General features: G+C 48.8%; 24 protein-coding genes. All 24 read right to left on the bottom strand.

Translation table 11 applies throughout. The annotated features are described in order from the left end of the window. Positions 1-46: 46 nt before the first annotated feature. Positions 47-2,521: a hypothetical protein gene (locus Q4Q57_RS15045; RefSeq protein WP_311891264.1), complete on the bottom strand. Its 2,475-nt coding sequence runs from the start codon at positions 2,519-2,521 to the stop codon at positions 47-49. Between the two features lie 7 nt (positions 2,522-2,528). Then, on the bottom strand, positions 2,529-2,900 hold the full coding sequence (locus Q4Q57_RS15040) for a hypothetical protein (protein ID WP_263238524.1): 372 nt from the start codon (positions 2,898-2,900) through the stop codon (positions 2,529-2,531). A gap of 38 nt (positions 2,901-2,938) precedes the next feature. Beyond that, complete coding sequence (locus tag Q4Q57_RS15035) at positions 2,939-6,859, bottom strand: tape measure protein (RefSeq protein WP_311891263.1); 3,921 nt, start codon at positions 6,857-6,859, stop codon at positions 2,939-2,941. A gap of 92 nt (positions 6,860-6,951) precedes the next feature. After that, positions 6,952-7,674 (bottom strand): hypothetical protein, encoded by a 723-nt coding sequence (locus Q4Q57_RS15030; protein WP_311891262.1) that lies wholly within the window; start codon positions 7,672-7,674, stop codon positions 6,952-6,954. After that, complete coding sequence (locus tag Q4Q57_RS15025) at positions 7,671-8,096, bottom strand: hypothetical protein (RefSeq protein WP_012586813.1); 426 nt, start codon at positions 8,094-8,096, stop codon at positions 7,671-7,673. Before Q4Q57_RS15025 ends, Q4Q57_RS15030 begins: the two co-directional genes overlap by 4 nt. A 33-nt stretch (positions 8,097-8,129) precedes the next feature. Beyond that, positions 8,130-8,687 carry a hypothetical protein gene (locus tag Q4Q57_RS15020; RefSeq protein WP_311891261.1) on the bottom strand — a complete coding sequence of 186 codons (558 nt, stop codon included), beginning with the start codon at positions 8,685-8,687 and terminating at the stop codon, positions 8,130-8,132. A 3-nt stretch (positions 8,688-8,690) separates the two neighbouring features. Then, positions 8,691-9,035 carry a hypothetical protein gene (locus Q4Q57_RS15015; RefSeq protein WP_311891260.1) on the bottom strand — a complete coding sequence of 115 codons (345 nt, stop codon included), beginning with the start codon at positions 9,033-9,035 and terminating at the stop codon, positions 8,691-8,693. Next, positions 9,028-9,351 carry a DUF2190 family protein gene (locus Q4Q57_RS15010; protein WP_012088284.1) on the bottom strand — a complete coding sequence of 108 codons (324 nt, stop codon included), beginning with the start codon at positions 9,349-9,351 and terminating at the stop codon, positions 9,028-9,030. The genes Q4Q57_RS15015 and Q4Q57_RS15010 overlap by 8 nt, the downstream gene beginning before the upstream one ends. Before the next feature lie 93 nt (positions 9,352-9,444). Next, positions 9,445-11,523 (bottom strand): ClpP-like prohead protease/major capsid protein fusion protein, encoded by a 2,079-nt coding sequence (locus Q4Q57_RS15005; protein WP_409438195.1) that lies wholly within the window; start codon positions 11,521-11,523, stop codon positions 9,445-9,447. Then, complete coding sequence (locus tag Q4Q57_RS15000) at positions 11,432-13,006, bottom strand: phage portal protein (protein WP_311891259.1); 1,575 nt, start codon at positions 13,004-13,006, stop codon at positions 11,432-11,434. The genes Q4Q57_RS15005 and Q4Q57_RS15000 overlap by 92 nt, the downstream gene beginning before the upstream one ends. Positions 13,007-13,055: 49 nt before the next feature. Next, the gene (locus tag Q4Q57_RS14995; RefSeq protein WP_106649468.1) at positions 13,056-13,262 is read right to left on the bottom strand and encodes a hypothetical protein; all 207 of its coding nucleotides are present in this window, start codon (positions 13,260-13,262) and stop codon (positions 13,056-13,058) included. A gap of 29 nt (positions 13,263-13,291) precedes the next feature. Next, positions 13,292-15,289 carry a terminase gpA endonuclease subunit gene (locus Q4Q57_RS14990; protein WP_311891258.1) on the bottom strand — a complete coding sequence of 666 codons (1,998 nt, stop codon included), beginning with the start codon at positions 15,287-15,289 and terminating at the stop codon, positions 13,292-13,294. Continuing rightward, entirely contained in the window at positions 15,264-15,797 is a 534-nt protein-coding gene (locus Q4Q57_RS14985) for a terminase small subunit (RefSeq protein ID WP_263179662.1), read from the bottom strand. The genes Q4Q57_RS14990 and Q4Q57_RS14985 overlap by 26 nt, the downstream gene beginning before the upstream one ends. Beyond that, positions 15,751-16,086: an HP1 family phage holin gene (locus Q4Q57_RS14980; protein ID WP_012586805.1), complete on the bottom strand. Its 336-nt coding sequence runs from the start codon at positions 16,084-16,086 to the stop codon at positions 15,751-15,753. The genes Q4Q57_RS14985 and Q4Q57_RS14980 overlap by 47 nt, the downstream gene beginning before the upstream one ends. A gap of 122 nt (positions 16,087-16,208) precedes the next feature. Beyond that, on the bottom strand, positions 16,209-16,712 hold the full coding sequence (locus Q4Q57_RS14975; protein ID WP_311891257.1) for a hypothetical protein: 504 nt from the start codon (positions 16,710-16,712) through the stop codon (positions 16,209-16,211). After that, positions 16,693-17,226: a lysozyme gene (locus Q4Q57_RS14970; RefSeq protein ID WP_311891256.1), complete on the bottom strand. Its 534-nt coding sequence runs from the start codon at positions 17,224-17,226 to the stop codon at positions 16,693-16,695. Before Q4Q57_RS14970 ends, Q4Q57_RS14975 begins: the two co-directional genes overlap by 20 nt. Positions 17,227-17,673: 447 nt before the next feature. Then, positions 17,674-18,414: a hypothetical protein gene (locus Q4Q57_RS14965; protein WP_311891255.1), complete on the bottom strand. Its 741-nt coding sequence runs from the start codon at positions 18,412-18,414 to the stop codon at positions 17,674-17,676. A gap of 245 nt (positions 18,415-18,659) precedes the next feature. Beyond that, positions 18,660-19,274: an oligoribonuclease gene (orn, locus tag Q4Q57_RS14960; RefSeq protein ID WP_311891254.1), complete on the bottom strand. Its 615-nt coding sequence runs from the start codon at positions 19,272-19,274 to the stop codon at positions 18,660-18,662. Positions 19,275-19,282: 8 nt separating this feature from the next. Continuing rightward, the gene (locus tag Q4Q57_RS14955; protein WP_012196674.1) at positions 19,283-19,636 is read right to left on the bottom strand and encodes a hypothetical protein; all 354 of its coding nucleotides are present in this window, start codon (positions 19,634-19,636) and stop codon (positions 19,283-19,285) included. Continuing rightward, positions 19,623-19,841 carry a helix-turn-helix domain-containing protein gene (locus Q4Q57_RS14950; RefSeq protein WP_012088273.1) on the bottom strand — a complete coding sequence of 73 codons (219 nt, stop codon included), beginning with the start codon at positions 19,839-19,841 and terminating at the stop codon, positions 19,623-19,625. Before Q4Q57_RS14950 ends, Q4Q57_RS14955 begins: the two co-directional genes overlap by 14 nt. 55 nt (positions 19,842-19,896) lie before the next feature. Beyond that, positions 19,897-21,153 carry a tyrosine-type recombinase/integrase gene (locus Q4Q57_RS14945; RefSeq protein ID WP_311891253.1) on the bottom strand — a complete coding sequence of 419 codons (1,257 nt, stop codon included), beginning with the start codon at positions 21,151-21,153 and terminating at the stop codon, positions 19,897-19,899. Next, the gene (locus Q4Q57_RS14940; protein ID WP_311891252.1) at positions 21,143-21,829 is read right to left on the bottom strand and encodes a replication protein P; all 687 of its coding nucleotides are present in this window, start codon (positions 21,827-21,829) and stop codon (positions 21,143-21,145) included. The genes Q4Q57_RS14945 and Q4Q57_RS14940 overlap by 11 nt, the downstream gene beginning before the upstream one ends. After that, on the bottom strand, positions 21,826-22,575 hold the full coding sequence (locus Q4Q57_RS14935; protein ID WP_311891251.1) for a helix-turn-helix domain-containing protein: 750 nt from the start codon (positions 22,573-22,575) through the stop codon (positions 21,826-21,828). Before Q4Q57_RS14935 ends, Q4Q57_RS14940 begins: the two co-directional genes overlap by 4 nt. 168 nt (positions 22,576-22,743) lie before the next feature. Beyond that, positions 22,744-23,349, bottom strand: coding sequence for a hypothetical protein (locus tag Q4Q57_RS14930; protein WP_311891250.1), 606 nt, complete (start codon positions 23,347-23,349; stop codon positions 22,744-22,746). Positions 23,350-23,500 lie beyond the last annotated feature (151 nt).

Below are 23,500 nucleotides of genomic sequence, written 5' to 3'. Positions count from 1 at the left end.
TCATCCCAACGATAAACAGTTACTGGTAATCCCATTGCAATTACTCCTATGACTCGTTGCCGAAAAATGACAACACGGCTTTATCTGTAGTGATTTGACTGTGGCCAACCTGCACATTGCGTAGCAACATAATCGGATTTGAGGCCGCGAACGTGGCGAAACGAATCGCTTCGCCTTGCTGCCAACCGCCACCCCATGCACCTGAGCGAATGATGAAGTACGGGGCATTTGTCAGTGGGTTAATCGGTGAAAAATCATTCAGCGTATCACCTGTGGCAATTTGGCCAAGACGGCGGCCAACACAGCGAAATGCGGTAGCTGAGGTCATAATCAATACCCAATCTTCATTCACTGCAGTGGTATTTTTGACTTCAAACGGATAATCAACCGCATTCACGTTGCCCGTTGCTGGGTCGCCATCAAGGTCCCAATTGTTGGCCCAAGCGGTCATATCCCGCACTCTACCAACACGCGCCTGCAGGTCACCAAGGATTTGCACACTGGCTAAAGTGGTGCCTACTGGATATTCACGGGCTAAGGGCTTGGCCAACACAAGGCTATTGCCTGTAAACGATGACACTAGACCGAGTTCCATAATGGTATCGCTCAGCACAAACGGCGCAGTAAACCCCGTAAAATCACTGTTAATCGTGACCGTTCCGGCCACCTTGTTTACGGTGAAATGGTCATTGTTAGTGGTCCATAGGCTGGCACCATTGGCATCGGTAATATCCACAAACTGGGCATTTTCACGAATCGTAAACACAGTGCCGACAGAGCCTGTGACTTGCTGCACTTGGGTATGAGACAACGCGACAGTGCCCCAGCGTCTGAACATATCGACAATGCCATCATTGGGAATACGCAGTGGGTTTAGCCCGTAAATCTCAGCGGGGGGTAGCTGGCGCAATTGGTCGGTAATGTCATAGCGCAGCGTGGTTAAATCCACCGGATTGGTAAATAACAGTTCAACCAAACCATCTACGATAGTGCCGCTAATGCCACTGCCAGTTATCACGCCTTGATTGTCAGATGAGGCGCTGATAATGGCGTGATCGGATATCCGCTCAACCTGCACGTAAAAGCTCTCTAACAATGGATTAGCCACACTCAAGGCAAATTTAGCCGTAGTATCGCCGGCAGCCGCTGCAGTAGTTGATTCAACTAAACCTGAATAGCTCAATTCAAAATCACCACGGCTGACCGTTTGCTTGGTAACGACACCTGTAAAATAATCAATGGTCGCCAGCAATTCAGTGGTGTCATACAACTTACCGATACCACTATTCACATTTTCAAAAACGTCCTGAGGCACATAGTTACTATCAGCAAACACAGCGCGGCCTTTGATACTGCCGACCGTTAGCTGCTTATTCGCTGGGAATACATTAGCACTTGAGTAAATGCTGTATTTATATGCAGAAACATAATAGAGCGAGACAGTGGGATTATAGGCAAAGCGCACATCAGGCCGCAGCGTAACGGTCACGTTCCCCGTTCCGACAGTAATCGACTGAACTAATGAATTACTCGCGGCGAAAACCCCATAAGGCTCGGTAGAAACTGCAGTGACAACATCAGTATCTATCAGTAAATCCGCTGTGGTGAAGGTATAGCTATACGTCCCTTCTGCGCTGGGCTGGCTAATCACTTTGCGGATCACTTGGCTAACAGTGGCATCGCCGTTATCACTGCCGCCTGTGATGGTATTGCCGGGCTTTGGCGCTAAGGTGGTGATCGCTGGTAGTAACGATAATTGAGTCGCGCCCACAGCTAAACTTACCCCGCTGGCAGCGGCAGTCAGCTTAGTTACCCCGTGGAATTTCAATGGGGATGCAGTGTTAGATAATCGCAAGCGAGTGCATTTACTCTGGCCATTGATTTGCAAACCGGGTTCGGGTGTCGCAAAAGGGATCGGCGGGTCGAATACTACGGTACCCACTGCACCGTTCACTATGCTGGTACGCGTGACTTTGCCGAAATGGGTTTTGCGTGGCCATGCCACGTTTTCAATACCAGGATATTCCACGGTGATGCAGATCACTTGGCCAACCTGCAGATAAGTTGTTTTCCAATAGTCGCGGTCGTTAAATCGATATGATGACTGCAGGTAATCTGAGGAAAACGAGTTTTGGTTCACAAGGAAGCCGGGACCACCTTCACGGATCAATTCTCCTGCAGTGACTGACGACTCAATGATCTCTTTCATATCCGTCATGCGAGATTCATCATCCAGCGCCGCAGACTCGATCATGAATACGTTAACTAATGGGTCTATCGGTGGCTCACTGATAAACACATGTGCATCAATCAAAGTGCTGGTGTCTGGCGTATCGAGCGCAGGGAACGCTTTTACAATGTCGATACTGGATTGGGCATGGTCGATATCGGATATCGCTGAAAATAGCTCGTTAAGCAAGCCTGACTGCACGGCGTTCTTAGTCCGTTGGCCGCCAGCCTCATTACTTGAACCCAGTAACTCAGGTTTAAATACTTTTAAATCTAAACGGGTAATAGTCATAAACGGCCTATAAAGTCAGAAACTTAAGAACCACGTTAGTGAGCTTTTCAAACCCGCCAACTTCGTCAAATAAATCCTCACCCGTAATGGGCGAGCCTGCAGTGTTATCCCAAACCACGTTATAACTGGTGCCTTCATAGGCCAACGTGAAAGCGGTTAGCGTAGTGGCGGCATGGGCTTTTAGTTGTTCAAACTCAGTGCGCAGCATCCATCCCGATTTGGTGCCTAACTCCATGGCAATACCGGCTGGGATAATGGTTTGCTGCACCAATGGCGCACCGTTTAAGGCGCGCTTCATATTGGCCGCCACGCGGGGCGTGTTGTCGCGGTTTAGCCACAGCAAATCCACCGCGATATCGTTCTCATCGATGGTTGTCATAAGGACCTTTGATTAAATGGGGCGAATAACAGGATTGGCTAACCGCCAACAGATTGCAGACGTTTGATCTCGTTCATCAATTCAGTGACGAGGCTGCGCTTCATTTGGGCGTTAAAGGTGCTATTGCCAACCTGCAGTTGCAGCACTTGCATATCTGAAGTGTTAGCCACAGATTGCGTGCTGGTTTGGGTATTGGCTTGCGTGTTAACGGTAACGGTTGCTTGATTTTGAGCGGTAGTTTTAGCAGTCGCGGCACTGGCTTCGGCTTGCTTCTTCGCTTCGGCAGCGCTTTGCTTATCGGTGGCTTGCTGGGTTTTAATTTCAGCAGTGCGGAACTCATAAACTTGCTTTAGCGTTCGCTCTGCTTCATGTAAATCGGCAATAAGCTGCTTATCGCCTGTGCGTTCTGCAGCGGCGAGTTGTTCTTTAAGATCGGCAACTTGTTCTTGATAGCGGCGTTTTTCTATTTCATCTTGACGGCCAAGGTAGCCATCAAGCTCATCCTGCAGTGACTTAAGCGTGGACTCGGCACTATCGCGCAGAGAGTCCATGCGCTGTTTGGCGCTTTCCAGTGCGGAAGTGAGCAAAGACATATCTTGATCATTCACTAGATCAAGCGCTTTAGTTGCTCGTGTTGCGCTGTTGATAATGCTGAGATTCGCTTTATCGGTATTATCGAGCGCATCCACTAGATTAAGCAGTTCAAGCTTTTGCCGATAATAAGCGCGTTCGGCAATCTTGCCAGCTTTCTCGGTTTCAAGTGCCCAGGTGCGAAGCCCGACAAAATCAACCGTTTTAGCTAACGTGTTATCAAGCTCATAAATAACACCCGTTAAACGTTCTATTTCGTTTTCGACTTGCCCAAGATCACCAAATTCCTTTTTCACGTTCTGCACACCATAAACAATGGTGTTGAAGTAACGCGCAGCACCATCACTTAAAGCTTTTACGTTTTCATATATGGCGGTACCAATATCGGCAAAATATTGGGCAATAGACTGCAACCCAATGCCAGCTTGTTCGGCTGACTTTTCTACCGTATCCATGGTATTAGATATGGTGGTACCTATTTCTGTAGAACCTTTTTTTACATTATCAGCCGTTTGTTGAGTGTTATCACCTAAGCCAGATTGGGCATCTTTTAATCGAGAATATTGCGCAATCAGTTTATCGATATCGCCCGCAAGCCCCATAGTCGCAGCTTGTTGCCTTAGGCTAGCCTCAACCTGCCCATCACTTGCTTGACCTACTTTTAACGACGCTTGTTCGGCCTTAAGCGCAGCTTCGGCATACTTTAAAAACGCTTGGTTTAGTTCATAAGTAGAAGCGGTTCCTTCAGCTGTTCCTTTTTTTACTAAATCAAAAGTGTTTTTGGCCTCGGCAGCTTGGTCACGTAAAACCTTAATTGTTTTGATACCAGCCGTTAGCATGGCAGCTTCGTAGGCACTTGTTGCGGCATCAGTTTTTTTAACTTCTTCAGTTAGCTGAGTTTGTGCCTTTGCCAACTCTGTCGCGGTCTTTTTAGCTTTATCTTGCGCCGCTTGATAGTCATCAACCGAGGCTTGTCCAGAGATAAAGGCATCGCGCACTTTACTTAGTTGATCTTGCGCTAGCTGGTTTTGCTCCTTCCTTAAATCAATAGTCGCCCACATCAACTCCATGTTAGACAAAGCAAGCTTGTCTTGCTTATCAAGCTGCGATAACTGCACATCACCGAGGCGCAATGTGGCGTTTTCAAGTTGGATCTGCGCCGCCTCAAGTTCAGCAAGGGTTGCTGTACCTGAGTTTTTTAATGCGGTGTAATGCTCTTTAGCCGCCTGTTCGCGAGCCTTCCATGCATCAACTTCTTTAGTTGCAGATTCATTGGCTTTTTCGGCCGCTGCCACCGCTTGTTGACTCGCTTCTATCTGTTGTTCAAGCTGGCTTTTAACTGCCGCTTTTACTTTTTCAGCATTATCAACTTGGGTCTGAGTGGTGCCATCCGAGTCTAAACGGATATCAACACCCATTTGTTTAAGTGCAGCAGTCGCATCACGGGCATCTTGCTCGACTTGATCAAGATAAGCCTTAGAGACAGCCTTAAGCGCGTTCGCTTGGGTTTGAAGAGTTTGCGCTAACTCATCACCACCAAACACCCCAATGACCGTCGCCCAACCTTGCAGAATAAGGGCGAACACGCCACTTATTGCGGCGCCAAATGTAGCCACCACAGAGGTGAAAACGTTAAACACTAGCCTTATGGAACCCGCGACAACATTAAGCCCAGTAGCAAAGGCAGTAATGTTTTCCAACATGCCTTTAAGGCTTGCGCCACCATCTTTTAAAATGGCTTTGAAAAAGTCACTGATATCTTGTGCTGCGGCCTTAATCTTGCCGCTTTGATTTAACTGATCAAAACTGGTGTTAATGTCTTTGAGTAAATCAATCGCCACTTGATAGGCGCCAGAATCAGCAATGATCTGCTTAAACGACTCCCACTTATTCGAGAGAAGATTTAACTGACCACTTAACCGATCGAGACTTAATGCCGCTTGACCATTGGCTTGCTTGCCCATTTCGTCAAACAGTTGCTGCATCACTTCACGGCCAAGCTTGCCCGCTTCACTCAGCTTACCCAGTTGGACCGTGTTTTTACCAGTGACCTTTTCCAGTAAGTCCCACACGGGAACGCCGCGTTCTACCAGCTGCAGGATTTCTTCACCTTGCAGCTTTTGCTTGGCCCACGCTTGGCCTGTGGCGAGGATAATGCCTTCTAGCTTTTCTTGGCTACCGCCTAGCTTAGCGTTGTAATCGACCATCGATTGCAACGCCCCATTCATGGGGTCAATGCCGAAGGTTTTTAACGATGCAAAGGCTTGCTTAGCGCTATCGAGCTGGGTACCTGTGCGGTTAGCAAAATCCTTGATCCACGCCGTTGCTTGCTCTCCACCTGCAATACTGCCCATCATGGCAGTCATTTGCGCACTAAAAGAGGCCGCTTTATCGCCTGCGGTGAGGATTGACTTTAGGCTTTCCCATAGGCGATCTACGCCAACATACGCGCCAGCCATCGCAATGAGTGAGCCCGTTGCGGCTTTGATGCTACCGCCAAAATCACTCGATGATTTTTTGCTTTCATCGAGCAATTTATTGTGGCGAGCAAGCTTATCGTTTACGCCCTTAATCGCGATTTCAGCGGCGGCTTCTTGGGTCTTTAAGTCTTTGCTGGCATCAGCCAGCTTATTCATATCAATACCGGCTTTATTGAGCACGGTTTGTTGTTTGTCTAACTCCGCCTTATTGCGGCCAAGGCTAGAGCCGAGTTGATTTAACTCAGTGCGCGCGCCTTTAACCCTAAGTGCATACTCGGCCTTTTTCTGGCTAGCCTGATCAACTTCGCTACTTAATTGCTTAAGCTCAATGCGCTCTTGCTCAAGCTCGGTCGCCAGTTGGTTAGCACTGGAAGCAGTATTTTTTTGCGCTGTTTCGAGCTGTTGTAAATCGGCATTCGCAGCAGCAAGGGCTTGCGCTTGATCTTTACTGGCCTCAGCGCCTTTATCTTGCGTCGCAGTTAAGCGCTCAACCTCAGCACGGGCAGCGGCCAGCTGTTCATCGTATTTGCTTAGCTCAGCAACGGTTTGGCTGTACTCAGTTTCAAGTTTACTGGTTGAGGTTGCCGCCTCTTTTTGGGCCTGCTCAAGTTGCTTTAAATTCTGCGCGGCTTGCTTTTGCTCTTTGCTGAATTGTTCGAGCGCGCGCGAGCCATCGATAAAACCCTTTTCGCCTTTAGTGATGGCGGCGGTGAGATCATCAATCGCCTTGATTGCAGCCTGTTGCTGCTTTAAATCATCTAGGCGTTCGTTTAAGACTTCACTTTGGTTTGCTAACTCTTGCAATGCCTTTTCTGATTTAGCCGCCTCGCTTGAGAACAAGTCGCGGCCTTGGATGATCAGGTTGATTACTTGATCTTTAAAACTCATGGCATCACCGATTGATAGGAATTAACAAACCAAAATAAAAGCCCACAGCACATGGATCACATGCAGTGGGCTATTGGGAACAATCTTTAGACTTATGCTGCGCTACGAACGAAGAACTTAGACTTACCCGTGGCAACGATTGACGGATCGGCTAACACCGCGCCTTCGATATCGAACGAACCGAAGTCATCGCCGATAAGGTCCATGCCTGCGGTAGGGCTTGGGCTCCACTTGAAGAACTTCAATGTCCACGGTTTACCTGTGGCATCGTTTACGCCATCAATCACTACAGGCACCACGGCACCGGATTCGGTTAATGCTTGCATCGCGTTACCGGCTTTTTTGGTGTAAGTCACTTTAAGCGCTTCGCCTTCAGTGATAGCACCGCTCGATAGCGCACGAATACCGCCAGCACTGACTACATAGTCAACATCAACATCATAGGTAGTAGTGCCTGCTGCATCGGTCACAACCGCAGCAACGACGGTATCAATCATAAAGGCTGTATCGGCTAAGCCATCTAACACAGCAGTAATGGACTCAGGGGTAGAGATTGCACCCGCAGTGAGCACTTCCACTTTACCGCGCAGTGCCATCGCCATGTTGGCATTACTAAAATCGTTCATGGTGAACGATAATTTTACTGATTTTACCTTGGTAATTTCAGCAGCATAGCCACCGCCACCACGGTAGTTTGGTTGAGATTTGGTATCTTGTTCAATGGCAACTTTAACGCCTGAGGCATTGCCAACATCGCGGCCCGCAACGTAAACGATGCCTGAGCCGATGTAACTTTCGGTTACTGTTTCACTCATAGTGAGTCTCCAAATTTAACGGTATTAACAAGGGATAGGGTGATAACCGCTAGGCCATGTTTTTCATGGGCTTCGGGCATGATGTACTTGCAGGGCTCAGACTCTTTAAAGCTGATCACAGAGGGCAACCAGCTGGGTTTTTCGGTATTGCGTTCATCTTTATAGAACGTACTGCGAATGGCGCGAACCAAGTTAATGAGATCGGCTGTCGGGTTGGTTGACTTGGTTAGATTGATACCCGCTACCACTTGCAGCACCAAATCATCACGGTAATTATCGCGACCATTTACCGAACCAGCTTCATCAGTGAATGGCTGCAAAAAGATAAACTTCTTTTCAGATGCGACCGATTGCACATAAAAACCTTCGCGCACAGTGGCGCCGTCAACCAGCGCGAGGCGGTCTAAAATTGCTTGGATCATGGGACTGTCCTTTCGGTATTTATCCTTTAGGCATTAACGATTAGCGTACTGGCCATATTTATTTCGCAGATGAGCAATAATCGGCGGCTCAATATCGTCGCGGATCTTGCTAAAACTGCCTGCCACTGAAGGGCCGTACATCGCTTTTTGTCCTTTAAGTTTGCGCCAACTGTTATCACCTTTGTGGCGTTGGAACATGATTTGATTGCCATTGCGGCCAATCAAGGTAAAGGTGCCTTTAAACCAAGTAGGTTGATTTCGTAGCACACTGATCATGTGACCGTCAGGCCGAGAGCCGCCGTTCTTTCCGGTTCGGGTTAAGGCTCTGGCATAACGGGTTAATGTGCTGGCACGATAACGAGCGGTGATAAACCCTTTTAAACTGCGTGGGTCAAAACTGACAGACAAATGCTGCTCAATGTAACTGCGGGAACGGAAACCATAACGAGCAAAAATGGCATCGACTGCCGCTTTTTCACCAAACTTTACCGAGTCCTCAATCGCCCGATTAATCGCTGGCGCTTGTGCATCACGAATACGGTTCAGTTCCTTTGTTACCGCCTCCATGCCTTCAATCTTTATGCGTGCCATTGGCTAGGCCTCAAGCGGAATATAGATAAAGGTCACGCTGACTGAATCCATGCTTACCCTTTGGGTGAGTCGTCCTTGCTGGACGCTAGTGCCCTCACCTAGCGCAAACTCATCACCTGAATTTACCGCCCCTTCGGATTGTAAAAACTCGGCACGACTGATTAGCTCGGGAATATATTCATTAGACGAGGCCGCAATTTCAGCGCCGTTATCATCCAAATTCACCAGGCGAGTAAATGGCGCGGAGCCATCGCTTGGGGTAAAAAGGCACGGATCAGCCAAACGCTGAAATAGCCGCACCATTTTACCCCGCACGCGTTCGGCAAAGTTGTTGCCAACGTTAGGCATTGATCTTCACCCAGACGCTGGTAGATGGATTGCCAGCACCCAGCCACGCTTTACCGACTCGCGTATTATCAGTCGCAGTAGCAGTGATCACCTTAGCGGTATCATCCCAATACACATCATCGCCTTGGCCGATATCAGCTGTATTGGCTTTGGGTAATTCAACAACGCCTTCAGTAATAAATTCGCCAGGCGTGTTAGCAGGGATATTGGCTAAAGCAACGGCCAGCAAGGCGCCGATTAACAATGCCCCGCCGCTAGTCACAACAACTGTTGGGGTGAACGTGATGGTCTTGCCATCTTGCACATAATTTTTCATGAGAGTGTTCCTATCTTTAAATCAAGACTTAGAAAAATGGCTATCGATTGATAGCCATTTTTAACAGTGGAGATACCAGTTAACTTGCGACAATTACACGCCTGTTGATTTCACCAAGCCACGGTAATCAAGTGGAGCCACACCCGCATCGATGCGCACTTTGGTGGCTACGCCGTCAACAGTAAAGCCTTGTTGCTGTTCGATGTAAGGCGTGTCGATGCCATCGAGATAAGCTACTTCGATGGTGTCATTACCTTGTCCAGCGGCTAAGTAGTAAGCCTTATCGCTAACTAATTTCAGACGAGACTCTGAAATCACTTCCGCAAAATCTTGCATAGGATTAGCAATACCTGCATTGATATCAGCACCTTTTACTGAGCTCGATTTAATGATCTGAGTCAGCGTACGTTTAAGATTAGGTGGACATAAAACAAACTCAGGCATGATGTTTAGTGCCCTTGGCGTTTTACCGCCTGTGGTTTGGCTTTCCATCAACTCAGCCAATACCGCTAAACTTTCCGCACTGGGTACGCCTGAACCTAAGTTCTTATGGTCTGCATGGAACAGGTTTTTCCCGTCAGCCATCAGCGGGTTACCAGTTAAGATAGCAAACACTAAATCGCCAATCGTTGCTTTCGCTGCAGCACCCATTTTTTCAGGGATGGTAGTCAACACTGTCATATCATCATTAATGATACATTGGCGGGTGATAGAGAAAATTTCACCGTAGGTCGCTAGTGCAATATCTGCACCTGTATCACCAAGGGTAATATATTTATATTCAGCACCTTCACGGACTTTTCGTAAGCTGCCAAATTCTTCCAAACCAACACGTTTAGAGACTTTAAAGTCACTAAGCTGGCCTTTACGGGTAAAGCGCTCAAAACTTTCTTGCGCAGCAGTCCAACCTTTTAACACTGACTTATTAGCCACATCTAACAAGATATTGCCAAAATCACTTGAGCTATGAGTAAACGCTAATGCGACCATTTGCATTTGATTAAGCCCAGCCATGCCGATACCGCGATCACCCAGTGAAGCTCGAGCTAACTCTTTCAAGTTATAGCTGGTATAGCCGTTTGATGCTTCGGCTTTCTCATAACCAGCGCGAGCCATTAAGTGAGCACGAATTGAATCACCCACGATGTTACCGTTGCTGGCATGAATAATGACACTTTTAGGCTGCACGGCGCACGGTGTGGTGTTCTCACCCAGCTTTGCCAAGATCATGTCTTTGGCTTTATCAGCATTGATGTTGGCATCGGCAATACACTGATTACGTAACTCGGCTAACTCAGGAAAGAAAGCAAATGCCGCATTGATACCGTTCATACGCTCAGTATTAAACGCAATCGCAGCCGCTTGAATAGCAGTGGTATCAGGTTGTGTTGCTGCAGGCGCAGGCAACTGAGCATTAGGTGCTGCTGGTGCTGGCACGAGTGGGTTGGGAGCACTGTTACCCTGCGGTGCAAACAGGTTTTTGAGAGCTTCAGGCATATTAGTAAAATCCTTAAGACGTTTTGAATTAAGTGATGCCGCCATTTGCAGCGGATCGGTGAGGGTGTTGGCAAAACCTTTTTCCACTGCTTCGCGCCCAGTTAGCCAAGTTTCAGCCGCTAACAGGGCGTGGAGTTCATCTTCTGACAAGCCTGTTTTGTGTTGGTAGGCGCCCACTAAATTGCCTTCAACCTTATCGAGCAAGTCGGCGTATTTGCGCATATCTTCGGCATCACCGAGAGTTCCGCCCCAAGGCTTATGCACCATCATCATGGCGTTTTCAGGCATGATGACTTCATCAAAAGCCATGGCAATCACACTGGCCATCGAAGCAGCAAGGCCATCGATGTAGCAAACTTTGTGCGCTGGATGGCCTTTGATCATGTTGTAAATCGCCATACCTTCGAATACATCGCCGCCTGGCGAATGAATACGGGCGGTAATGGTGCCCACTTTGCCTAGGGCCTGTAGATCACGGGCGAACTGTTGCGCACTAATGCCCCAGCCGCCAATCTCGTCATAGATCATTAACTCGGCATTACCGTTTTGGGCTTTGAGGCTATACCAGCTATTGGCGGGTTTATTACTCTGGTTCAGCGTTGCGACGGGCACGCTCAGCGCTCCGCTTGGCAGCATTGCGCTTAGCATTGCTGATGCTATTGGGGTCTTTTTCACTGTTAGGATCTCCTAGCGAGGGGTCGGGGTCATTGGCCGTGACCATGTTGTTTTCGCGGTTGTAATCCACCTCACGCTTACGCTGGCGTTTTACTTCTGCAGGATTACGGCCACGGGCGCGAGTCCAATCGGCCTCGGTTGCGACGTTGGCAGCGATCATCATTTCCCAGCCTTCGGCCTCTTTGCGTGGGTCAATCCATGGCATGGTGGGCCCGTAGTACACGGCATCAAATAAGGTGCGCATGTCGAGATCAGGCGGTAGCACTAATGGGTCCTGCTTGTTGTGCATTTCCATTTTGAGAAAATTGCGGAATACAGGCCGCGACCAGCCAGCACAAAACCACTGCTGCATAATGCGGTTGGATTCGTCTTGCTCAACCAGCTCTTGGCGCTGGCTTGAATAACTGCCGTTGTAGTCACGGGCAATGCTGGAATAGCTGCCACGGGTACCGGCTGCGGCGGCTTTTAATTGGCCGTTACGAAAATCAACTAAGTGCACATTAGGGCGGTTTGATTCAATCATGCCCACATCTTCACCGGGCTTGAGATCATCGAAGGTCATGCCAGGTGCAATGGGGATTTCGCGGCTTGACGATTCACCACTTGAGTCAGGAACAAACATGGCGGCATCGCCGCGCTTGATGTAAAACGCCAGCGCGGCGGCAATCCTTGCGGCGACTCGCTCGGATTCTTCATAGTCTTTAATATCGCCAAGGCGGGTTAAAATGCCGTGGAATAACGACACGCCACGCAGCTGGTGCAAGCGTTTAAATAAGCCTAAGTGCATCATGCTCGATGCGGGTATCACTTTGGTTTTGTAGCGAAAGCCAACTTGATCCGCAGGGTGATCGAGCAATACGTGATAGTTAACCACTTGGCCCCAGCCGTTAACCTCAAGCCCTTGGCGTACCCGCTTTGCTGGTTCGTTTAACTCGTAGGGGATAAAGTCGGCTTCTAAGGCTTCAATACTGTATTGAGTGCCTTGCTCGTTGGGGTGGCCGAACTTAGCCACTTTACCTATAACATGCTGGCCGAACACATCACCATCACGCAGGGCGCTACGTAACACCAAACGCTCTAATTCAGGGCGACTAAAGCGGCCCGTCACATCACACTTAAGCGACCATGCACCGAAACGGCGTTGAATATCGTTGGCTAAGTCATCAAGGATTTCACCGCTGATACTGCGCGGCTGCGGTTCAACCACAATCCCTTGGGCACCGATCACCCGTTCTTCCATCCGGTCGAGAATGCCGATACTGAGATCATGATTTTCGTCTAACCAGCGCGCTTGCTCACGCAGGCTTTTACCTGCTGCAAATACCGCTTGGTTAGCCCCGCGACTTTCCTTTTTAGCGCGATGCGTGCGGCTTGGGCTGGCGGCTTCATACCCTTTCAGGTTGCGGTAGCTCATTGCGGCCGCTTCACGCTGTAATGCTAAACGCGGGGCAAATATCGCCAGCGCATCATTGATAATGCTCATGTGTTGCTCCGACTTATATTTTTAGAAGTGCCTTATTAATGCGGCTTGATTAGTTAAAGCTGGCTAACTTGACGCCACCCTGTGGGCGGCTAAAGGCATTTAAACGGCGCTCCCACTCAAGCCGACCTTTGCGGATTTCGCCTAGGTCCTCTGTGGTCATCGTCTTGCCGTTGATCGTGGTTTGCTTGCCTGCTAACACATCAAGCTCGGCCTGAAAGTACGCATCGATCATCTGTTGGCATTGGGTTTGGGTCATGCTGTTATCCTTGGCTTTATTGGCATTAACTACAGCCAACCGCCAGAACTGCCACCACCGCCACCGTTTAGGTAAGCAGCATTTGCATTGGCCTGTTTTGCGGCTTTGGGTTTTGGTTCTTTGGGTTGGTCGCTTGATATGGCGATCGGGGTAACTTGTGAAAGCTTGTCGAGATTGATGCCGAATTTCTCTATCGCGATATACAGCGCGGCCAAGGCGTAAACGAAACAGTCTAGCGCCTCGTTGCGGCGCTTTTGGTTGTCCCATTTATAGATGATCCGCCCGTTTTGGCGCACCGGCACCTTGCGTTCGCTGGTGAGCTGTTGCAGCTCAACGTCATCACATACCGCTTCATTTAGCGGGAAGTGAATCGCACCAGGCTTTCGTACATCCACATCAGGGGCAATCCGCAACATTGACATCAACAACTCTTTGGCGTTGTCGGTACCGACCTCCGTTAAGTAAACGCCTTTGGCGGTTCGCTTACGGGGGAAGTTGGCGATCGGCTTGCCGTAAACGTTGGCGCCTTTAAGCGGGATCACCCGCATTAGCCCAAGCTTTTTACTCATAGCATAAACGTCATCGGTGTAGTGGCCGCCAGAGTCCCAACCCACTATGCCGATATTCAGCACAACGCCATCGGCACGGGCATAACTTTTGGCGATACGCTCGGCCACTTTGTCTTTTAATACTTGGCTTGCTGGGTCGCCGTATAAAATAAAGCGGTCGATTAATGCCGCCTCTTTACCTGCGCCCCAACCCCAAATGCGGCCCTCATAACGGTCGTCTTGGGTGTCGATACCTGCGGTTAAATACACTACCCAATTAGGCACTTTGCCATTGGGGTACATTTCGCGGCGCTTCGCTAATTCTTCCCACTCTAAGCGTTCGCCGTTGTCGTTATCCCACGGTTGGCCTAGCTTAGTGTTGACGAAGGTTTGCAGCTTTTCTTTATCGCCTTTGGCTTTAAAGAACTCAGTAACCAGTTTTGCCCAGCTGTTAAGCGAGTTATAGGCCGACCAGATATGAATCGAGATATTGGGCGGCGTGGTGATGTCGTTTCCGTCGGCATCATAAAAGTCTAAAAAGTCTTTAGTGCGGATGCCGGTGTTTTCGCATATCCAAATCGCGCTTGGGTGCAGCTCCATATCGTCGAGCTGATTGTTTTCGATGCAGCAACCACAGTGCTCGCATAGGTAATATGCGGTGCTTGGGTCATGCTCGCCCTTCTCATTCTTGCGCCACTTAATACCAAAGGGTTCTTCGGGGCCGCCCCACTTTAAATCCTGCAGTTCGTCGCAGTGTGGGCAAGGCAAGTTGAACCTAAAATAGTGCGGTGATTCGCTGCAGGCTTTTTCAATCTGGCAGGTACCGAGCACTTTAGGCGTTGAACCGCGGATCGACTTAGGAAACATCGACAGTTCGATACGAGTATCACCGAGCGATGTGGCGTTACCTTCGTGCTCGATGGATTCATCAAAACCCGCTAGCTCATCGTAGATCACATCATCGGTGGAGATTTCGCGATAGTTCGCTGCAGCTGTACCACCGCGCACCATCAGCGTTTTGCCGTTGGTGAAAATCTTATCTTCTAGCGTGCTGTCTTTATGCTTGCGCCCCATCCAAGGCGCAAGCGATCGCCAAACAGGGATATCACGAATCGCCGTTTCAACGTGCTTTTTCATGAAGGTTTTGGCTTGACCATCACGAGGTTGATAGATCAACACGTTGCGCTTTTTGTGCTCAATCTTATAAGCAGCGTTGGCCATCAGCATTTTGGTGTAACCGACACGCGCTGACTTCATTAAGTTAAGCGTGCTGATTTGGTCGTTACCCATGGCATTAAGAATGCCAATTTGAAACGGTAAACTTTCCCACTTGCCCTCGGTGTAAGAGGACTCCGACGACATGTAAAAGTGCTCGTCGGCATATTCAGAACAGGTGAGCATGGGTGGGCGATAGAACGAACGCAGCCCAGCAGCAACGGCGGCTTTCAGATTTTTAATCTGCGCGGCCGATATACTCATCTAATAAACCCTCAATGCCCTCCGCGAGATCGGCGGCGGTGTTTTGGCTTTTAATTACCTCCGCTTTGATAGCGTCGATTGTGCGTTCTGGAATGTCGGGAAATTTTCGTTTTACCCGTATATGTATTTGATCAAGCACTGGGGCAATTTGCGCTGCAATGCGATTTAGCACAAAGGTGGCAAAGAGCACTTCGACCACTTCTTTACGGTCTTTTTCGTTTTTAAGCTCTTGGCCGTCAGCTTGGGCTCGGGTTAAGCGCCAGCGTTCGAAGTCGATATTTGGCGCATCAGGATCATCTTCATCGGGTTTAGTGATGTTTTTTTTGCGCTCGTTGGCAAGTCTGTTACCCACCACATCGGCCATTTTGTATAAACTCACGCGGCCGCGCTTGCTGTGCACTGGCACGTCCCACTTATCAAACGCTTGGGTGCTGATCTCAAGGCTTTTGCATAGGTCGGTTTTACTCAGTAGAACAGGCTCGGGTGGTGATGGTTGAATGCGTGCCATGGTGTTCATCTACCTGTTTTAACAGTGCTGCTTTCAGCTGCATCTCCGCTCGGTGTAACTCTTGGGCGCGTAGTTCGTCCTTATCTGTTTGACGTTGCTCACGGCGGCGGCGCAACTCCTGATAAAAAACGTTGGCTAATAGGGTGACGAGCGCGAAGAATATCCCGAGCAAAATGGCGATTTCATTCAACGTAAACGCACCTCCAATTGTGCTCATGAGCGACGATACATAAGCGCTAAACGTCAGCGATTTTTGAGTGGTCACATCATTAATGTATGGATTGTTCATGCTGTTTTTCCGTTCGCCATTTTTCGAGGGTTTGCCAATCGGTATCGCATTTATCGATCACCGCCAGCTGCTGCGCGAGGCAATCTGCTAAGTCGGCGTTTGCGCCATTCTTTTGTAAAAAGTCACATTCGGCTGGCAGGCACTGGCTCATTAATGATTGCGGCGGTAACACATATTGGGTCTGCTTGGTGACTACGGTGCGCGCAATAGGCGGCGTGCTTGAGCAGCCGCTTAACATCATCAGGCACAGCAGTATTAGCCCAACTTCGGGTTTGTTCATTGGCTGAGGTCCTTAGTTTTTTAATGGCGTCTCGCTGATCGGCAAGCTGGCGATCAATCTCAGCCTTGGCTTTAGCAGTTTGTTCATTGAGCGCTAAGGCAAAGGCGTAATCCTTAGCAAGCCTGTCACGTTCGATGGCCTGCGCTTGCAGTTCATCGGTAACGACTGTGAGATCATCTTGCAGCATGCGCTGGTTAACGGCGGCCGTTTCAATCTGCGAGTTTTTTAACGCGAGGTCAGCTTTAACAGCGGTAAGGCTAAGGCCAAGTAGCGTTATCACTATGATGAGCGCAGCAATCAAATACAGGTGCAGCGAGCCCGTGGCATTAATGATTTTGTTCCACATATAAATCCTTTAAGCAGATTGATTGCTCTTTTGCGCGGCGTTCGACTAAGCCAGGCTGCTTGATGTCACGCGCATAGACAAACCCATTACAGCCGTGTTTACCGCAAGCCTCAGTGAGTTGATGACATGCAGCCACCCGTTCGCCGCGCAGTAACAATTTGCGCAAGGTGGAGGTTTGAAAGTTACCCGCACCAAAGTTATAAATCAGACTGAGATAAGCAGCGTGTTCACCTTCGGTAAGTTGCACCGGATACGTTAGCCGCCGCAGCTGCCGATCGGCTTTGCCTAAATCCTTGGCGAACATTTCAATGCATTGCTGCTCGCTAAAAAACTGGTTGATCTCAAGCTCGGGGTCAGTGTGGCCAAAGCAGGCAGTGATAACTTCCACCGGATCAAGATAGGTGTGCAGAACGGGCTCGCCATTCGGCGCTTCGGTGGGAGCTATCAAATTAGCCCCAGCCAGCGCGACAGCAGAAGAAAGCCCCAGTGCCACGAGCTTTTGCTTTAATGACATAGGTCAGTCTCCTTTAAAATGAGGTTAGCCTTAGCGCGGCCAACAGTTAGATCAACGGTGAGGTAAGCCGCCTCTAACAGCTGATGTTTTTAGTGTCTTTCAACGTCCGTAGCGATCATGTCAAACACCACGGCAACACATACCCACCACGACCACCATTGCAGCGGCCGCTTTTTTTCAGCGGGGGGGTTAGCTAACGAACAGCCATTTGGATGTTTGCGAACAAGAAATAGCGCCAAATAAAAAGGGCCCCTAAAAGGAGCCCTTGGCAGACAAATAACGTGCGACTGAATAAATGTAACCTTAGCAAGCGTATACAAATGTACTCGATTTTAAGGGCCTTGAAAGCGCCAAAAGTGTCGCTAAAAGCGACAAAAGTGTCGTTTCGGAATTTGTAAATATGTGATACGTGAAAACTTAATCACAGAGGATTTATCATTTTACTTATCACTTAAGTGACTTGTCACTCATATCAATAAAAGTGAAAGCCTTATTTATTCCGCCAACTAAAGCTATAGATTTAAACGCAAAAGCAAAAAAACCAATTCCTCCGATGAAAGCCAAAAATACCCAATAACAAACTGGCATATAGCCCCAATCATTAAAAAGCCCATTAACAAAATCGTTTTTAGACAATAGGTTAAATCCCATAGCCCACACTATTACACCAATGAAACCACACACAAAATATCTAAGCATCAGATACAAGTTATGTGGATATACCGAGAAGTAACGAGTTGATATACGCCAGTAATGCTTGTTCAATCTAAATGAGTTCATCTTATTGGATAACTCAAGAAAATGGCCAGCTTTTATATATAAATCAAAAGCTTGACTAGGATTTATATATTTAAGTAACACATTAATTTCATTGTATGAAAAACGATACTTATAAATTGATGTGAAAATTTGCTCGGTAAGATACCTTTGCTTAATACTGGGCTTATTGAGATTACCGCTTAAAACTGACTGAGCAATCTCAAGCTTCTTAAGATTAATTTTGTGCTTTTCAAAATATAGTGATGATAATAACTTAACAATTGGAAGCATCAGCAATATTACTGCTGAGGCATTTAGCCACGAAACGTCACCTGACAATAAATTCTGCATACCTGCATACCTTAATTGATTTTCAACTACACCAAGAGGATCAAAAGTTGGTATATAAGATCCCTGTCGATCTGCCAATAACAGCACATGCATTACAAACAATTTTCAGAAAAATATCAATTGGTTAGTAGGGATTTCTAAGCGAGTGTTGGAAGGGTGTTTTAGGGGGCTCATAAAACAACAACCAACCTCCCCAAAATTCTCATATGTAGTGAAGCATTGCGCGTCACTGCCCCCGCAGTGAAGGCAGCCGGAAGGACCCGTGATGATAATAGGTCGCATTTAGCTCTGATGATAGCCATTCTCATTTGAACAAGCCGCGCCTAACCTATTGACAAAGATGATATTTCACAACCAAACAACTCGTCGCGATAGTATTTGAGTTCCGCTATCGACTCCCGAATATCAGCTAAGGCTTCATGCTGATACTGCTTAGCCTTAATCGCATTACGCTCAACCTCTGGCGCCCAAGCTCTAGCTGCGAGCCCTAATGCTGATATGTCTAGCTGTCTGTAATGCATGTACTCATGAAGCTCAGGCATTTGGCACATGATAAACGAACGATCAAGCATGATTGAGTTACCAGCAAACACCACACCAGTCTTAGCTTTACGGTCATGCTTAGGTATTCCCAGTGCTTTCAGGTGTTCGATAACCATCTGCTCAGCCTGTGCTAATGATACTGATGAGGCACGAACAGCAGCTAACAACCCACTCTTGGTATGCACATCAAGCGCCCACTCATGTGATCTTGCAATGTGTTCATCGTCTTGATGCACAACAACGTGCAGCGCTTCACCCACTTGGTTTAGCTCACTATCAGTCACGATAAAGGCCAGCTCAAAGATAGGGTAATACTCCATACCCAGCATCCCATTGTCTAAGCGGCCGTTCAGTCCACCCGTTTCTAAATCACCAAACAAAAAGAATTGCTCCATCACCCACCTCACTTTGCTAATTGAATCTCTGCTCTTCTCAACCAATACACATACGACTTCTTACTGTCGAACCCCATCAATGCCCACTGGCCTTTGCACACGTAACAGGTGCGAATCGCCCGAATACAGTTTGGTGATAACCGCTCAATCATCCTATCGAACTGGACCACCTGCTTAGGAACGCTCAACTCCCTAACCAACGCACATCCATAAACTTGCACCTCACCTAACTTATCGCAAGCACTGCGATTAGTGAAACCTTTACCGAGTTCTTGGAACGCCCAATAGCGCCCCCAGGCATTGAGCCCAGCACGAAGGGCTTTCATGTTAATAACCTGCTCTTGCGCATCACATACTCGCATTAGCCACCTCCGTGATCTGCTCTATCGATAAATGGAATACATCATCCACTATTGAGCGCAGGTGGTTATAAGGCACGTTACTTTTGCCATTCTCCCAACGCTGATACGTTCGGCGGCTTATCCCGTAAAACGCCGCCACTTCGTCCTGAGAAAGCCCCTTAATCGCCCTGCCTGTTTTTAGAATTTTTGCAGCTGGATGACTCATAAAACCACCTTATTTAGTGCCATTGCATACTCTTGTAAGGCTGATGCAACGATCATCACAGCCACCCACTCACACCAAGGGTTTGAGCACTCCCAACATTCGCAGACGATCTAGGGATTATCTCGGGCGCAACCTCACTAAAACCGAGCGAAATTAAATGCGCGTGATACGCATCAAGCGCACTCAACATGCCCTTATCCAAAGTCGAATGAACATAGGTACGCAAAAGCACAGGCAAGGCATGATTAAGCAACCGCTCACCCACCATAGTATCCACGCCCATGTCTTGGATAATCGTCCGGCAAAGCTTGCGCAGATCATGCGAGGTAAACTCCTTAAACCGAATCGTCTCACTCCAATAATGCGCAGTGCGCTGGCTAATAGCGCCCACATCACCCGCAAACAAAAACGCCCGCTTACCCACATTTTTAAGCTGCCACTGCAAATAATGCTGGATCAACGCCTTAGCCGTAGGCGTTAACGGTAGCCGGTGCTCTTGGCGGTTCTTCGCGTTCGCCGCAGGAATAAACCAAAACTCACCCGCAAAATGCTCCCATCGTGCCAAACGGGTTTCACCAATGCGCGTCCCAAACATCAGCATCAACATAAACAACATCGCCACCGGCATAAATGCATCCCGCAACGCCACAAACAACGGCCCTAAGTCCGACTCCATCAAGCGCGTATCAGGCTTAGGTGATAAGGTTAAACTCATCGTCACTCGATACCCCATCAGAGGATTAAGCAATAACAACCTAAAATCAGCCGCCAAACTCAACGCCCGCTTAAGCACATTCACACTTAAACGGATATAATGCGGCGCATAACCCTCATTCAGCATCAGCTTCACCAACGCACTATCCACCACCAAAAACGACAACTCAGCCAAGGCCACATCCCCCAACTTAGGTAGCAGCTGCTTACGCATAATCGACCTACAGTTATCGCGCCAGCTCGGGCTTAAGGTCGTATTACCATCCAAATAATCCCCATACCACAACAGCAAATCAGTCACAGTCGCAAACTCACCGCGCAACACATCCGCGCCCGCACTACGCTTAGCCAGCATCACAGGTAAATCCGCTAAAAACGTCTTAATACACATGCTCGGCCACACGCCTTGCTTCTTCCAAACCGTTTTATCGCCCTCATTGATCACCAAATGCACACTCGCCTTCGTCCTATCCGCCGTCGCCCGTAAACGCAGCTCAGGAAACTGCGGGTCCCTAAAGTCCCGCGTCAAACCGCCACGTAACCAACGGCGCAGCGCGGCATCGTTCAACTTACCAATCTCAACCCCGCTAGCAGCCATCGTTTGCCCCCTTAAGCCCTAGGTTTGCCCGTAAATTGGCAATAATCGATTTCGCCTTTGCCGCCTCAGTCGGCCGCGTCACCGTTTCAGGTAATGCCTTTGGCAATTCCACATCGGTCAACTCGCCACGGCTAAAGCGCCGACACAACACTTTGTAATTGCGCTCAAACGTCATTAACACATCCTTTTCGAGCCCAGTCGCAAACATCCAACTGCCTGTCTCGCGCACCGCTAAGCGCACCACATCATGGCTCCACGTATGCTTGTCAGGGTGATGGTAATGGCGCGCAGCCTCCTTAAACGCCGCTTCCAACTTGGGCAGCCCTAAATCACAGGCCGTCGGTTGGCACCACAAAGCAAACTGGCGCGGTGTCGGCCAAAACTGCCTATCGCCCTGCTCGCGTCTCGCGCGATTTAGCCCCGCTTGCACTTGTTCGCGGCTCGCAATCCCTTGCGCAGCCAAAGTTTTAAGCCACTCGCCTTTGTGGGTCGCTTCGTCCTCAGGCCGTGGCGCACTCACCGGAAACAACACCCGCAACTTGCTAAACACGCTGTCCACAATCGCCATGTCCATTGCCGTCGGCTCAGGTTGTGTCACCCGCGCGCCCTGCCCAACCAGCGGCTGGCGGATTAAGGTCTGCAGTGATTTCATGCTCGTATTTTGCTTGGCAGTCATATCAAGGGGTCCTCAGGGTCATACACCGCATAGCTCCAATCCACTTGCCCAACGGCGGCGGCCATCGGTCTTGGCAACGGCGTGAGCCAATGGCGTTCGCGGATAAACTTGGTAATGCCCAACACAAACTGGCCGTTAGCGCTAAAGCCCCAACTGGCATCCAGCGCCGCAGCATCCTTCAACCAGCTCACCGCCAACACACAATCGGCGTCGGTCAGCTTTTCACCCTTCCACACTTTCCACGCAGCCGAATCCGACCCGCCTTTGCGATGGGCTGGGTACGCTTTGAAAAACGCATTGAAAACCGACTTAGCACTCGTTGCTGGACAACTATCTTTTAAAGATTCCTTGATAGGTTCAAAAGAGTGATAGATTCCGGTGCTATCTGGTGGCACAGGGGGTGTGCTATCTGGTGGCATACCTATGCTATCTGGTGGCACCCCTTCGGTGCTATCTGCTAGCACAGGGGGTGCTACCTCGTAGCAGATTGAAATCGTGTAAATATTGGTTAAATTTCCCTTAGGTCCCTTACGATTTTTAATCGTCACAAAACCCATATCAACCAAGGCCGCAATATGCTTTCTCACTGTGCTATGACCAATCTCGCACTGGTCAGCAATATGCTGATGGCTCGGCCAACACTCACCATTATCGTTCGCGTTGTCGGCCAGCTTAATCAACACCAGCTTACGCAGTGGATTACCCACCTTGGCCTTCATCGCTTTTACCATCAATTCCATACTCATAAGCCACCGCCTAACTGCGCGACAGCCAGCACAAAATTGACGAAATCATCATGTATACGTAACATGTAATCGCCTCTCTTAGGTATTAAGCCCGCGCTCAGTCGCCAAACTTTAGCGGGCTTTCTTATTTCAACTTCAACCCTTTATGTTTTGTCACGTCATCAATACTCAGCCATCCAAGTGATAAATATCCCGCGCCAAATTAGTCCGTAACTGGCTATAAATATCGCGCCGCTTGATATGCTTCGCCTGATTAACGGGGTCAATCCGCGTCACCTCAATCGAACGCTCGGCGCGCATTTCTTCCATCTGCAAGTAACCCAAAAACCAATCCACGCACACCCGCGGTAACATCAAGGTGCCTTCATCACCTAAAATCACCCGACTCACCACTTTGTTGGCGATCTCCACTAAGCTAACGTTATCTAACGCCTCTAACTCGGGTTGCGCACGCAACAGCTCAACAATGCGGCCAACCTGCGCACGGCTAAAATTATCCAACGTGCTAAAACCGTAAAAAGTCGCTAACTCACGCCATAAATCAACTTTGCACATGGGTAAGATGTTTTTACTCAAGGCTGCCGCCTGCATCATCAGCACGTTAGCCTGAGCAACCAATAACGCTACTTTTGGATCGGCCGCTTCTTCCTCTCGCCGCATAGAATCCGCAAGCTCTGGCGTAACAGGCTCATCATCACGATTCGCAACATAGCCATGCACCGAACACACGGCGGCGCCCTCTAAACAACAAATCAAACATTCAGGATCAAACATATCGCCCCCTTGCATGCCTTAAGCCGTGGTATCAAGACCGACAATTGACCCAAAGCCCATCGTTACGTAACATGCTGTTGCCTAACTTAGGTATTAAGCCCGCTGCCTCCACAGCTCTAGCGGGCTTTCTTATCTTTACTGCTAATCAACA

Origin of the sequence: Shewanella sp. SP2S2-6, assembly GCF_031931965.1 — a bacterium.
In the GTDB taxonomy this organism is placed as follows: Bacteria; Pseudomonadota; Gammaproteobacteria; order Enterobacterales; family Shewanellaceae; genus Shewanella; species Shewanella baltica.
This window is presented reverse-complemented; position numbering and strand designations above follow the sequence as displayed.

Excerpts from the sequence above, each read along its gene's own strand:
- Q4Q57_RS15045 (WP_311891264.1), bottom strand. The coding sequence starts at position 2,521 with ATGACTATTACCCGTTTAGATTTAAAAGTATTTAAACCTGAGTTACTG.
- Q4Q57_RS15040 (WP_263238524.1), bottom strand. The coding sequence starts at position 2,900 with ATGACAACCATCGATGAGAACGATATCGCGGTGGATTTGCTGTGGCTA.
- Q4Q57_RS15035 (WP_311891263.1), bottom strand. The coding sequence starts at position 6,859 with ATGAGTTTTAAAGATCAAGTAATCAACCTGATCATCCAAGGCCGCGAC.
- Q4Q57_RS15030 (WP_311891262.1), bottom strand. The coding sequence starts at position 7,674 with ATGAGTGAAACAGTAACCGAAAGTTACATCGGCTCAGGCATCGTTTAC.
- Q4Q57_RS15025 (WP_012586813.1), bottom strand. The coding sequence starts at position 8,096 with ATGATCCAAGCAATTTTAGACCGCCTCGCGCTGGTTGACGGCGCCACT.
- Q4Q57_RS15020 (WP_311891261.1), bottom strand. The coding sequence starts at position 8,687 with ATGGCACGCATAAAGATTGAAGGCATGGAGGCGGTAACAAAGGAACTG.
- Q4Q57_RS15015 (WP_311891260.1), bottom strand. The coding sequence starts at position 9,035 with ATGCCTAACGTTGGCAACAACTTTGCCGAACGCGTGCGGGGTAAAATG.
- Q4Q57_RS15010 (WP_012088284.1), bottom strand. The coding sequence starts at position 9,351 with ATGAAAAATTATGTGCAAGATGGCAAGACCATCACGTTCACCCCAACA.
- Q4Q57_RS15000 (WP_311891259.1), bottom strand. The coding sequence starts at position 13,006 with ATGAGCATTATCAATGATGCGCTGGCGATATTTGCCCCGCGTTTAGCA.
- Q4Q57_RS14995 (WP_106649468.1), bottom strand. The coding sequence starts at position 13,262 with ATGACCCAAACCCAATGCCAACAGATGATCGATGCGTACTTTCAGGCC.
- Q4Q57_RS14990 (WP_311891258.1), bottom strand. The coding sequence starts at position 15,289 with ATGAGTATATCGGCCGCGCAGATTAAAAATCTGAAAGCCGCCGTTGCT.
- Q4Q57_RS14985 (WP_263179662.1), bottom strand. The coding sequence starts at position 15,797 with ATGGCACGCATTCAACCATCACCACCCGAGCCTGTTCTACTGAGTAAA.
- Q4Q57_RS14980 (WP_012586805.1), bottom strand. The coding sequence starts at position 16,086 with ATGAACAATCCATACATTAATGATGTGACCACTCAAAAATCGCTGACG.
- Q4Q57_RS14975 (WP_311891257.1), bottom strand. The coding sequence starts at position 16,712 with ATGTGGAACAAAATCATTAATGCCACGGGCTCGCTGCACCTGTATTTG.
- Q4Q57_RS14970 (WP_311891256.1), bottom strand. The coding sequence starts at position 17,226 with ATGTCATTAAAGCAAAAGCTCGTGGCACTGGGGCTTTCTTCTGCTGTC.
- orn (WP_311891254.1), bottom strand. The coding sequence starts at position 19,274 with ATGGAGCAATTCTTTTTGTTTGGTGATTTAGAAACGGGTGGACTGAAC.
- Q4Q57_RS14955 (WP_012196674.1), bottom strand. The coding sequence starts at position 19,636 with ATGCGAGTATGTGATGCGCAAGAGCAGGTTATTAACATGAAAGCCCTT.
- Q4Q57_RS14950 (WP_012088273.1), bottom strand. The coding sequence starts at position 19,841 with ATGAGTCATCCAGCTGCAAAAATTCTAAAAACAGGCAGGGCGATTAAG.
- Q4Q57_RS14945 (WP_311891253.1), bottom strand. The coding sequence starts at position 21,153 with ATGGCTGCTAGCGGGGTTGAGATTGGTAAGTTGAACGATGCCGCGCTG.
- Q4Q57_RS14940 (WP_311891252.1), bottom strand. The coding sequence starts at position 21,829 with ATGACTGCCAAGCAAAATACGAGCATGAAATCACTGCAGACCTTAATC.
- Q4Q57_RS14935 (WP_311891251.1), bottom strand. The coding sequence starts at position 22,575 with ATGAGTATGGAATTGATGGTAAAAGCGATGAAGGCCAAGGTGGGTAAT.
- Q4Q57_RS14930 (WP_311891250.1), bottom strand. The coding sequence starts at position 23,349 with ATGTTTGATCCTGAATGTTTGATTTGTTGTTTAGAGGGCGCCGCCGTG.